8 protein-coding genes are annotated in these 13,067 nt (G+C 37.9%); 6 read left to right on the top strand and 2 right to left on the bottom strand.

Annotated elements, in window-relative coordinates; genetic code table 11:
* Window position 1 precedes the first annotated feature (1 nt).
* The 6 genes from OH814_RS04600 (at window position 2) to OH814_RS04625 (ending at window position 10,964) form a co-directional block, all read left to right on the top strand.
* A complete protein-coding gene (locus OH814_RS04600; protein WP_308827293.1) occupies window positions 2–3,103 on the top strand; it encodes a TonB-dependent receptor in 3,102 nt (1,033 codons plus the stop codon).
* 17 nt (window positions 3,104–3,120) lie between these two features.
* On the top strand, window positions 3,121–4,818 hold the full coding sequence (locus tag OH814_RS04605) for a RagB/SusD family nutrient uptake outer membrane protein (RefSeq protein WP_308827294.1): 1,698 nt from the start codon (window positions 3,121–3,123) through the stop codon (window positions 4,816–4,818).
* Window positions 4,819–4,962: 144 nt separating this feature from the next.
* Window positions 4,963–5,874 carry a carbohydrate kinase gene (locus OH814_RS04610; RefSeq protein ID WP_308827295.1) on the top strand — a complete coding sequence of 304 codons (912 nt, stop codon included), beginning with the start codon at window positions 4,963–4,965 and terminating at the stop codon, window positions 5,872–5,874.
* A gap of 241 nt (window positions 5,875–6,115) precedes the next feature.
* Entirely contained in the window at window positions 6,116–8,620 is a 2,505-nt protein-coding gene (locus OH814_RS04615; RefSeq protein ID WP_308827296.1) for a PIG-L family deacetylase, read from the top strand.
* A 100-nt stretch (window positions 8,621–8,720) separates the two neighbouring features.
* A complete protein-coding gene (locus OH814_RS04620) occupies window positions 8,721–10,412 on the top strand; it encodes a sodium:solute symporter (protein WP_308827297.1) in 1,692 nt (563 codons plus the stop codon).
* Between the two features lie 33 nt (window positions 10,413–10,445).
* A complete protein-coding gene (locus OH814_RS04625) occupies window positions 10,446–10,964 on the top strand; it encodes a DUF2911 domain-containing protein (protein ID WP_308827298.1) in 519 nt (172 codons plus the stop codon).
* Between the two features lie 403 nt (window positions 10,965–11,367).
* Here OH814_RS04625 and OH814_RS04630 read toward each other — a convergent pair whose 3' ends face one another.
* Both OH814_RS04630 and OH814_RS04635 read right to left on the bottom strand, forming a co-directional pair.
* Window positions 11,368–12,189: an alpha/beta hydrolase gene (locus OH814_RS04630; RefSeq protein WP_308827299.1), complete on the bottom strand. Its 822-nt coding sequence runs from the start codon at window positions 12,187–12,189 to the stop codon at window positions 11,368–11,370.
* Between the two features lie 359 nt (window positions 12,190–12,548).
* Complete coding sequence (locus tag OH814_RS04635; RefSeq protein ID WP_308827300.1) at window positions 12,549–13,067, bottom strand: thioredoxin domain-containing protein; 519 nt, start codon at window positions 13,065–13,067, stop codon at window positions 12,549–12,551.

Raw genomic sequence — 13,067 nt, forward strand, 5'->3', positions numbered from 1 at the left:
TATGAAAAAATACAAAATAGCCATCTCCTTATGCCTTCTGCCTTTTTCGTATGTATTTGCGCAGGAAGTCATTAAAGGTAAGGTGGTTTCCTCAAATCAGAAACCGTTAAGCGGAGTTATTGTAACCGTTTCGGAAACCGGAGCCAATACCACAACAGACAGCAGCGGTACATTTCAGATCAATGATCTGCAAAAAGGAAACATATTAATTTTCACTTATCCTGATCATTCCACCCGTGAAGTAGTTGTTGATGAAAAGACAGTTCTTAACATCGTTTTGGCCGCAGAGAAAATAAAAAGTATAGATGAGGTCATTGTTACCGGATATACCAAGCAGAAAAAAGCAGATATTACGGGTGCAGTTTCCGTGGTGGATATGAAAGACCTGAATAAGCAGTCCGAACCCAATCCGATCAAATCTTTACAGGGAAGGGTAGCAGGTGTTAATATTACAGCTGACGGATCTCCTTCCGGCAGCAACACAAAAGTACTGATTCGTGGAATTGGAACGTTAAATAATACAGATCCGTTATACGTGATAGACGGTGTTCCCACAAAATCGGGAATGCACGAGCTTAATCCGAGTGATATCGAATCGATGCAGGTGCTGAAAGATGCATCTTCTGCAAGTATTTACGGTTCCCGCGCGGCCAATGGTGTGATCATTATCACTACCAAAAAAGGAAAAAAAGGAAAGATGAGAATCGACCTTAATTATTATACGGCATATTCACAATATGCAAAGAAAACAGAGGTTCTGAATGCAAAACAATTTGGACAGGTGCTTTGGCAGGCTAATATCAATGACGGACTAAACCCGAATAACAACAATTTGAGCTACAATTTTGACTGGAGTCTTCAAAATGGTGTTCCGACTTTATTCAACAGCAATGTTCCGGAATTTCTGGATGCGGCAAAAACCATAAAGTCAGCCGATACCAACTGGTATGATGAGGTTTCGCAAACCGGTGTTGCCAATTCTTTGGATGTTGCTGCTTCCAGTTCTTCGGATAAAGGTTCTTATTATTTCTCTTTAGGATATTACGATAATAATGGAATTGTGAAGCTTACCAATTTCAAAAGATTGTCGGCCCGTGTGAATACGTCTTATAACTTTTTCGACGGAAAGCTTAAAATCGGGGAAAATTTTACTTTCACTAAAACCAATGAACTGATGGATCCGGGAGTTTTAGATCCTGCTTTACGTGCTTTGCCGATTATTCCGGTTCATACGGTAGACGGAATCGGGTGGGGCGGACCGGTTGGAGGAATGAATGACAGACAAAACCCTGTCAGACTTCTGGAATACAATAAAGACAACGGTTACCAATACCAAAGATTCTTCGGAAATGTCTATGCCGAATTGCAGCCTGTGAAAAATCTGACCTTAAAATCAAGCTTCGGAATCGATCTTTCCAATTATTATAAGAGAATGCTGCAAAGAAGCTATGTTTCGGGTTATCTGCAAAATAAAACCAATGCAGTAAACATCGACCAGTCGGACACAGAAAAATGGACATGGACTAATACCGCACAATACACCGCAAAAGCGGGAAATCACCATTTTGATGTGTTGGCTGGAATGGAAATGTACAAGGATACATATAAAAATACCTGGCTGAGAAAAGAAGGGTTTTTGATCGAAACACCGGATTACATGTATCCCGATGCGGGAACAGGAGATGCTTTCAACGGCGGCGGCTCAACGTATTACAGCCTATTGTCCTACTTCGGAAAATTCTCCTATGATTATGACAATCGCTATCTTTTCTCTGCAACAATGCGTTATGACGGCTCTTCAAGGTTCGGTAAAAATAACCGTTTCGGAACTTTTCCTGCATTCTCGGCAGGATGGAGAATTAATAAAGAACATTTTGCAGAAAATCTGATTCCGTTTTTCTCAGATTTGAGGGTAAGAGCAGGTTGGGGACAAACCGGAAATCAGGAAATCAGCAATTCGGCGGTTTACTCGCTGTATATAGCAAATTATGCGGGAGGAAATCCAACGTGGGCAACATCTTACGGGACGGCTTACGATATTTCCGGTGTCGGAAGCGGATTACTTCCATCAGGTTTTATTGCAACGCAGACAAAAAATGACGATCTGAGATGGGAAACTACAACGCAGACCAATCTAGGTCTGGATTTCGGATTCTTTAATCAAAAATTGACAGGTAGTGTCGATGTTTATAAAAAAGCTACAAAAGACATTCTTGTATTGCCACCTTATCTTGGGGTGATCGGCGAAGGAGGAGACCGATGGATTAATGGTGCTTCTATGGAAAACAAAGGGATTGAAGTTGCATTGTCTTATCAGAATGAAACTGCAGGTGGTTTCCGTTACGAAGTTTCAGGGAATATCTCGATGAACCGTAACAAAATTACCGAACTTCCGCAATCGGTTATCAATAATTATGGTGGAAACGGAACCACGGATAATATCCTGGGACGCCCAGTCAACTCAATGTACGGCTATGTTGCCGATGGACTTTTCAGGACTCAGGCAGAAGTGGATAATTCTGCAAGTCAGTCAGGTAAAGGTTTGGGAAGAATTCGCTACGCGGATTTAAATGGTGACGGAATCATTAATGACAAAGACAGAACGTGGATTGGCAATCCGAATCCGGGATTTATGTATGGTATCAACCTCAACTTTTCATATAAGAACTTTGATCTTTCAACATTCTGGCAGGGCATCGGCGATGTAGATGTCATTAATTCAAAAAAATACCAGACTGATTTCTGGAGCGTGGATGATGTAGGTTCCAATAAAGGAACAAGACTTCTGAATGCTTGGTCGCCCCAGAATCCCGACTCAGATATTCCTGCGCTTACGACAGTTGACAGCAATGCAGAATCCAGATTCTCATCCTATTATGTAGAAAGCGGAAGTTATTTGAAGCTGAGAGTTTTACAGTTGGGTTATACGTTCCCGAAATCTTTGATGGAACAATATCACATTGCTAATTTCAGGATATACACAAGTGTTCAAAATCTTTGGACTATAAAATCGAAAAGCTTTACAGGAATTGATCCTGAAACACCGGCATTCGGCTATCCGTTGCCACTAACGTTCAATTTTGGAGTTAATTTTTCCCTATAATTTTTAAATAATAAAAAATGAAAAATAATATACTTTTAACAATAGCTTTTGCCTTTTTGCTTGGGACTACTTCCTGCAACGATTTCTTGGACAATGAGCCGAGAGGTGTTCTGTCAGAAGCCGATGTAGTAACGCCCCAGAATGTCGATGGTTTTGTGGTTGCAGCGTATGCATCTCTCGGAAACGATCATTATGATACGCCTTTCAGCCTTTGGCCGTATGGAAACGTCCGTTCTGATGATGCGTACAAAGGAGGAAGCGGAACCAATGATATCCAGACCTTTCACTTTTTTGAAATTTCAAATAATATTCGTTCAGATTTTGGTGAATTAGACAGATTATGGTATCTCAATTATGTAGGGATTTCCAGATGTAACAAAGCTATTGCCGCACTTAAACAGCTTTCAGACTCTGAATATCCAAACAAACAAAAGCGGATCGCCGAGATGAATTTCGTAAGAGGACATTACTACTTTTTACTGAAAACATTATTTAAATATGTGCCTTATGTAGATGAAAATACACCAATTGATGAGTACCCGAAAATTTCAAACAGAGCAAAAACCGACCAGCAGTTATGGGAAGCTATTGCGTCTAATTTTGAATTTGCAGCTGCTAATCTGCCAGCAACACAGTCGGAAGTCGGAAGGCCAAAGAAAAGTGCGGCCTATGCTTATCTTGCTAAAGTAAGGTTGTATCAGGCTTATGAACAGGATGATAACTATACGGTAACGCAGGTAAATCCCATAACGCTTCAGAAATCTATTGACGCTGCCAATCAGGTAATCGGAAATTATACATTAGAGCCAGATTTTGGTTATAATTTCCTACCCGGAACACATGAAAATGGCCCGGAGGCAGTCTTTTCTATTCAATATTCTGACAATGACGGAACGCTTTTCGGAAGGCTCAATTTCGGAGATATGCTTTCTGTGCCACAAGGTTTGGGATGCTGCGATTTTCATAAGCCAAGCCAGAATCTTGTGAACGCATTCAAAACGACACCACAAGGGTTACCGATGTTCGATACTTTTAACGATGCAGATCTCAATTATATTCAGCTAAACAGTTACAAAGTAGACCCTAGATTGTATCACACCGTTGCTTTGCCCGGACTGCCGTGGAAATATGATGAAAATAAAATCTTTCAGGAAAGTTGGAGCAGAAGTCCCGGAACGTATGGATATTATTCTTCATTAAAAGAAAATGTGCCTGTAGGATGCGGTTGTACCGTGAATGTAGACCCTTTCTACGGAAATTCAAAAAACAGAATCATTATAAGGTATTCTGATGTTTTGCTGATGAAAGCTGAAGCATTAATTGAACTCGGACAAATCAACGAAGCGTTGCCATTAATCAATCAGGTGAGACAGCGAGCTGCAAATAGTACGGTTCTTACAGGAAGTTACACTTCAAACAATTTAATTAGTAAATATGAACCAGGAGTAAACTGCACCTGGAATCAGGATTTTGCCAGAAAAGCATTGCGATGGGAGAGAAGAATGGAGTTTGCAATGGAAGGAAGCCGTTTCTTCGACCTTGTGAGATGGGGAACGACGGCAGGAACAATGAATACCTATTATTCTGGTGAAAAAACAAAACGGTCTTACTATTCTCAGGCCGGATTTGACCACGGAATTGAAGAATATTGCCCGATTCCTTTGTCACAAATCAATTTCAGCCAAGGCCTTTACCAGCAAAATAATGGATATTAAAAACAAAATAAAAATGATACTCAAAAATAAAATTGTGGCTTATCTAATGAATTCCAGCTCAAGGGATCTTATCTTAATAAAAAATGAAGTATTTTTATTTCTTCAGATATCATTCTATAATATCAATATCAAAAATCCCAATTAATGTTTATCAATAAGAAAATTAATGTAATAAGTTTTGGAGAAGTACTTTTCGATGTTTTCGGAGAAGAGAAAAAAATTGGAGGAGCACCTCTTAATCTTGCTCTTAGAACAGCTTCGTATGGTTTTCCGGTGGCAATGATCAGTGCAGTAGGAAATGATGAAGACGGAAAAGTAATACTGGAGTATACCAAAGAAAAAGCTCTTGAAGCCGGCGGAATCATTGTTTCTCCGGAACATGAGACAGGGATTGTTCAGGTTTCTTTAAATGAGCGCGGATCTGCAACTTACGAGATTAAATTTCCTTCCGCCTGGGATTTTATTGTTGTTGACGAAAAAATAATGGATACCGTAAAAGAAGCCGATGTTTTTTTCTATGGAAGTCTTGCGTGCAGAAATGATGTTTCCCAAAAAACACTTTTCTCTATATTAGATACCAATGATACAATGTTTAAAGTTTTCGATGTTAATTTAAGAAAGCCGTTTTACGATATTCAGCTTCTGGAAAAACTTATGAACATGGCAGATTTTATCAAATTTAATGATGAGGAAATACTTGAAATTGCTGCCGGAATGGGATTTGAATCTGATGATCTGGAATCAAATATCAAGTTCATATCAGAAAAGACAAATACTAAGGCAATTTGTGTAACGTTAGGAAAACACGGATCAATATTACTCTGGCATAATCAGTTGTATAGACACGAAGGTTATCCCGTGAAAGTAGCAGATACAGTAGGCGCGGGTGATTCTTTTTTAGCAAGCCTTATTGCAAAATTGCTATCAGATAAAAATCCTGTTAATGCTCTAAATTTTGCCAGCGCCGTCGGTGCTTTAGTAGCGAGTTATTCCGGTGCAAATCCTAAAATTGAAAATTCAGAAATAGAAATGTTTCTTAAGCAGAACGCTTGTTGATTTGTTAATTAATTTTTAATATTCCGATAATAAAACAAAACTCCTTGAAATAAAGGAGTTTGTTTATTTATATTTATCCTCAAATGGTACTTCTTAAAAATCTTAATATGAATTTATTTGATCATAAAATAATTAAAAACGGCGCCACTTATATTAAAATTTCTGGATTTGCTAAGTGCTTTTTCTTTAAAGGTTGAAAGAAAGATGATTTACTTATATTTGCTTCGCAAAGCAAATTCAAATGTTCAAAAAAATAAACACTGTATTTCTCCTTGGCTTCTTTACAGTTTTTTGTTCGGCCCAACAGTTTCGGCCTTCAAAATCCTCTGAAATTTACCGCGACCTCAAAACGCTCAAAAATTTACCTAAAGTTTTATACTTAGCTGCTCATCCTGATGATGAAAATACAGGTTTGCTTTCATGGTTGATTAACGACAAAAATGTAGAAACGGGTTATTTATCTTTAACAAGAGGTGATGGCGGTCAGAATTTATTAGGCACAGAGCAGGGTGCTGCATTAGGTTTAATCAGAACACATGAGCTTTTAGAAGCAAGAAAACTAGACGGCGCTCAACAGTTTTTTACCCGTGCGATTGATTTCGGGTTCTCTAAAAATACGACTGATACCTTTAAACAATGGGATGAAGATAGCATTATCGCTGATGTAGTTTGGGTCATTCGTAAATTCCGTCCTGATGTTATCATTTGTCGTTTTCCTCCTACTGCGGCGGCAGGTCACGGACAGCACGCTGCTTCGGCGGTGGTTGCAGAAAAAGCTTTTAAGTTGGCAGGCGATAAAAATGCTTTCCCAAATCAATTAAAATATGTGAATGTTTGGCAACCAAAACGCATATTGTGGAATACTTTCCGATTTGGTGCAGTTAATACAACCGCTGAAAATCAACTGAAAGTTACCGTTGGGCAATACGATGCGCAACTGGGAATGGGCTATGGTGAATTGGCGGGATTAAGCCGAAGTTTACATAAAAGCCAAGGTGCGGGAACACAGTCTGTAGCCGGCATTAAAACTGAATATTTTTCTCATGTTGACGGCGAACCTGCAAAAGAAACACTTTTTGACGGAGTAGCTAAAACATGGACTGCAAAAGGAAACGCTGATATCGAGCAATCATTAGATAAAATTATTTCCGCTTTCAATTTTAATCAACCTGACCTTAGCTTGCCTGCTTTGCTTGCTTTGCGAAAAAAGGTAATGACGTTACAAGATTCAGAAATAAAAAAGGATAAAATTAAATCTCTCGACAATATTATTTTAAGTTGTGCTGGGTTTATGGGTGAAGTTGTTACTAATCAGGCTGAAGCTGTTGCCGGAGAAAATTACAGTTTCAGGTTAAATCTGATTTCAAGAGCTGAAAATCCTGTCGTTTTAGAAAATGTAAAATGGTTGAATCAATCAGAAAGCTTCAACAGAAAATTATCAAAAGATTCTTTAATTACTATTCAGCATGACATTCAGATTCCTGCAGATGCAGCACTCACAGAACCTTACTGGTTGGCAAAACCAGCCACGAATGCAGCAACTTTCTCTGTTCCAAATGATACTTTAGTCGGTTTGCCGGAAGCAGAATCACCATTGAATGTTTTGCTTAATTTAAAAATAGGTTCGGAAAAGTTTCAGGTTAAACTTCCTTTATCTTTCAAGAAATTAGATCCGGTACGTGGTGATGTTGTAGAAGCCTTGCGCATTGTTCCTGCATTGGAACTGAAATTTACACAACCGCTTTATTTGGTCAAAGAAAATGAAGATTTGAATTTAAGTTTAAATTTTAAGGTTAATTCCAACAAACAGTTCAATAATGGAAAAGTAAATCTGATGCATAATGGAGAACGATTAGGCGGCGGTGAATTAAAATCCATTAATGGGAAAGATTTTACCATTGAGTATGTCATTCCAAAAGCTAAAATTGCCTCAATAAAATCAAATCAGTTACAATTGGATGCCAATTTTATTGCAGATGGAGTAACTTATAATAAAAATAAGGTATTAATTCAGTACCCGCATTTACCTGCCTTACAATATTTTGCGCCTGCAACGGTAACCGTAATGAAAGGAGATATTCAGGTGAATGTTAAAAAAGTAGGTTACATAGAAGGTGCAGGTGATTTCATTCCTGAATTTTTACGCATTGCAGGAATTCAGGTAGATGTCTTGAAAGACGAAGATTTTTATGGCAACTTAGATGAATTCGGCGGAAACGGTAGTCAAAACAAGCTTGCACAATATGACGCCATCATATTGGGTGTTCGTGCCAATAACACAGAGAAAAAGTTGGGTCGCTGGATGCCTTTTTTATGGTCTTATGTAAAAGCCGGAGGTAATCTGGTTATGCAGTATAACACAAACCAAGATACAACGGTTGACCAATTGGGAATGTATAATTTCAATATTGCTAATAAGCGGGTTACCGAAGAAAATGCGGAGGTTAAATTTTTAAATCCAAATCATAAATTACTGAATTTTCCGAACAAAATAACTGCTGATGATTTTAAAGGCTGGGTACAGGAGCGTGGCGCTTATTTCCCAGCTCAATGGGACTCAGCGTATGAACCGCTTTTTGAAATGCACGATACCGGTGAAGAGCCTCTGAAGGGATCAACCTTATATGCAAAATACGGAAAAGGTAATTTTATTTATACACCTTTGGCATTTTTCAGACAGTTGCCTGCGGGAAATGTTGGTGCGGCACGCTTATTTTTAAACTTTTTATCTGCACAGAAAAACTGATGAACAATCAACTTAAAAATTGGAATATCTGGTATATACTATTAGCAGTTGCATTAGTAGTTCAGATCGTATTTTATTATTTGTTTACTAAATTTTGGGCATGAGTACAATAGATTGGACCGTTCTTATTTTCACACTTGTTGCAGTGGTGGTTTATGGCGTATTTATTGGTCGTGGTCAAAAAAGCAACGCATCATACCTGAAGGCAGATAATAAAATGCCCTGGTACATTGTGCTTATCGGTATTATGGCAACGCAGGCAAGTGCTATTACGTTTCTTTCGGCACCGGGTCAGGCTTACACAGACGGGATGCGTTTTGTGCAGTATTACTTTGGTTTGCCGTTGGCGATGATTGTGATTTGTATTACTTTCATTCCGATTTTTCAGCGTTTAAATGTATATACGGCTTATGAATATTTAGAAAATCGTTTTGATAAAAAAACAAGGGTTCTCACTTCACTGCTTTTTCTTTTTTCCAGAGGCTTGTCAACGGGAATCAGCATTTACGCTCCGAGTATCATCTTATCAAGCGTTTTAAACTGGGATATTTATTTGACCAATGTTTTAACGGGTGGAATTCTGTTGATTTACACCTATATTGGCGGTGCAAAAGCAATTGCTCACACCCAAAAAATACAGTTTCTTATTATTCTGGGTACCATGGCTTTTGCAGGTTATCTGCTTATTCAAAATATGCCTAATGGAATTGGTTTTAAAGATGCACTTTATCTCGCAGGGAAATCTGGAAAGCTTAACGTAATCACCACAGAATTCGATTGGAAAGATAAATACAATATTTGGAGCGGACTGATTGGTGGTTTTTTTCTGGCACTTTCTTACTTCGGTACCGACCAAAGTCAGGTCGGGAGGTATATCACAGCGAAAGACAATACCAATGCAAAAATGGGCTTGCTGCTGAACGGTTTGGTTAAAATACCGATGCAGTTTGCTATTCTGCTTATTGGTGCTTTGCTTTTTGCATTTTTTTCTCTAAAACCTGCTCCGATTTATTTTAATGAACGCTCTTATCAAAATCTGAAGGAAACACAACCTGAACAGGCTGCAGTATTTGAAAAAGAGCATCAGGATTTACAAACAAAATTTAATTCAGAATCGAAAGAAATTTTAAAGCTAAAAGAAACTCAATCTCCTCAACTTAACAAAACAATTCAGGATTTTAAAAATACACAAACCGAAGTAAAAGCGCTTCACGGAAGGGTAGAGGAAGCTATTAATAATTCAAACTATAATGCTGAGAAAACAGATACCAATTACATTTTCCTGTATTTTGTGAAAAACACCTTGCCTGTCGGGATGATCGGTTTACTGTTTGCCGTCATTTTTCTAGCCAGTTGGGGTTCAATTTCCGCAGCGCTGAATTCCCTTGCCGCCTGCTCACTGAAAGATGTTCATTTGATATTTAAAAAAGAAACTCTAGATGATGCAACCGAATTGAAGTACAGTCGTCTGCACACTTTAGCGTGGGGTATTTTCTCAATCGGTGTAGCGATGTTTGCCACTCAAATGGGTTCACTTATTGAAGCGGTCAATGTATTAGGTTCTCTTTTCTACGGCCCGATATTGGGGATTTTTCTTGTCGCTTTTTATTATAAAAAAATCGATGGGGCGAATGTATTTATCTCTGCAATTTTATCAGAAATTACGGTGATTGCCATTTACAATTTCGATATTGTTTCATTCCTCTGGCTCAATGTGATTGGAGCTGCAGCAGTTATTATATTTTCGTCAATCGGGTTACTATTTTATAAGCAGAAAGCATTAACTTCGTAACGCATAAGTATAAAATACATACAACAAAATATTATGAAAACAATCATTAAAACTGCTACTGTACTTTTTGCTACAATGGCAATTTCAGTAAATGCATTTGCGCAGGAAGCTAAAAAACCTGCCAGTCCTCCGGCTACTGCTACGGGAAAGATTAAAGATGCAACCATTACAATTGCCTACAGCAGTCCTTCTGTTAAAGGTCGTACAATCTGGGGTGGTTTGGAAGCTTATGATAAAGTTTGGCGTGCAGGTGCGAATGAAGCAACGACTTTCGAAACCAATAAGGACATTACCGTACAGGGCAAAAAACTGCCAGCAGGTAAGTACAGCTTTTTCTTAATCCCTAAAGAAAGCGGAACCTGGACTGCGATTTTTAACAAAGAGCCAAAGCAGTGGGGCGCTTATAAATACGAAGAAGCTAAAGATGCTTTACGTGTTGATGTAAAAATAAAACCTTTACCAGCAACACAGGAAACTTTAGTGTATAAAATAAACAATAAGGGATTCACAATGGATTGGGATAAAATCTCAGTTCCTGTAGAAATCAAATAAATTGAAATATTTAGAAATTAAATCCCGTTTATGCGGGATTTTTTTTGTTTATAATTTAAATATTGCTTTAATGATTAAAGTTATAAATTCCGGTTATTGTTTAGAACAGCTTTTAGAATTGAAAATTAAAATAGTAAATCCTTAGTTGGCTTTATTATTCTTGTACCCACATTTGGTTAGAAGATTTAGTAAGAATTTCTCAAATTTAATTTTAGTTTTAAAAGATTATTATGAAATTAAAAGGTATATATAAACACTTTGTTACCCGATATGATAATATTTTAAAGTATTAAGTTGATTATAATAGATTATAACAAATTAGAAGAGCTAGGTCAAATTACGTGACGATTAAATAAAAAAAGTGAATCAATTTTGATTCACTTTTCATTTGTATATATTTAAACTAAGCCTCAATAAACTCCAAAAGGTCTTTATTAATCGTCGCTGCTTCCGTAGTCGGCATTCCGTGAGGGAAACCAGGATATGTTTTTATTGTTCCGTTTTTCAATAATTTGATTGATTTCAACGCCGCATTTTGATAAGGAACAATCTGGTCATCTTCGCCGTGAAGCACCAAAACCGGAAGATCAACATTTTTCAAATCCTCAGTGAAATTAGTTTCAGAAAACGCTTTGATTCCGTCGTAATGAGCTACGATTCCACCCATCATTCCTTGTCTCCACCAGTTTCTCTGTACACCTTCTTTCACATCTGCACCTTCTCTGTTGTAACCGTAGAAAGGGAAAGTCAAATCGATGTAAAACTGTTGTCTGTTGTTCAAAGTCTGGTCTCTGATGCCATCAAAAACTGACATCGGAACACCATCAGGATTTTCATCACTAGCCACCATAATTGGAGGTACTGCACTGATTAAAACTGCTTTTTTAGCTCTTCCATTAGCATATTTATTCACATAACGGATCACTTCGCCACCACCAGTTGAGTGACCGATGTGAACCACATCTTTCAAATCTAAGAATTCAACCAATTCAGCTGCGTCAGAAGCATATTGCTCAATGGTATGATTGTAAATATCCTGACTGGAACGGCCGTGACCTCTTCTGTCGTGCGTCACCACTCTGTACCCTTTTTGTAAAAAGAAAATCACCTGTGCGTCCCAATCGTCTGATGATAAAGGCCATCCGTGGTGAAACATCAAAACTGGTCCTTCGCCTTGGTCTTTGTAAAAAATCTCTGTTCCGTCTTTTAATTTAAGTGTGCTCATTATTTTAATTTTTTAATGTTGTGATTAATTTATTTTAATATTTTGTTGTCTTAATTCTTTAGCAAATGTAGGATGGTTCAATTCGTTTCTCGTTAATCTAGTTTAATATCGTACATTTTTTATGATTTTTTATTTGGGCAGCTTTATCCGCCTTCCGTTCACGCTTTTTTTGTCATTGCAAAAAACGTAAAGTAATAAGTTGAACTATTCAGCAATCGCAATGACAAAAAAGAGCTCCACTCAAGTCGGGCTGCAGATTCGGTATAACACGATTTGATTTCAGAAATTAACTTAAGTGTTCTTATTTACGCTATGATAGAAACTTATATTTACTTAAGTGTCAAAAAATATTTTGTAGTTTAACTCTCAGTATTCTCCCTCAAAAGCTCAAATAAATCCTCCGCGCCACCGTCGAATTTCTTTCCATTCACGAAGAAAGAAGGTGTTCCGTTCACGCCGCTCATAATTCCGCTTTCAAAATCCGAATCAACTTTGTCTGCCAGTTCATTACTTTCCAAATCCTTTTCAAATTGAGGAATGTTCAGTTTTAATTGTTCCGCCAGCTTCATTAGTAAGTTTTCATTCAAATCTCTCTGGTTTTCATAAATTGCATCGTGCATTTCCCAGAATTTCCCCTGAAGATTGGCTGCTTCTGCTGCGATAGCCGCCGGTCTTGCATATTGGTGCATTTCAGACAATGGAAAGTTTCTGAAAACAAATTTGATTTGACTCCCAAATTCTTTCATCAATTCTTTCAGAACCGGATAAGCGGCACCACAATATGGACATTGATAATCGCCATATTCTACAATCACAAGGTTGGCTTCTAAGTTGCCTTGTGAGTGGTCAGCTTGGCTGACGTTTGGTTTTAGTGACAT

Source organism: Chryseobacterium sp. CFS15 (genome assembly GCF_031118795.1).
GTDB lineage: Bacteria > Bacteroidota > Bacteroidia > Flavobacteriales > Weeksellaceae > Chryseobacterium > Chryseobacterium indoltheticum.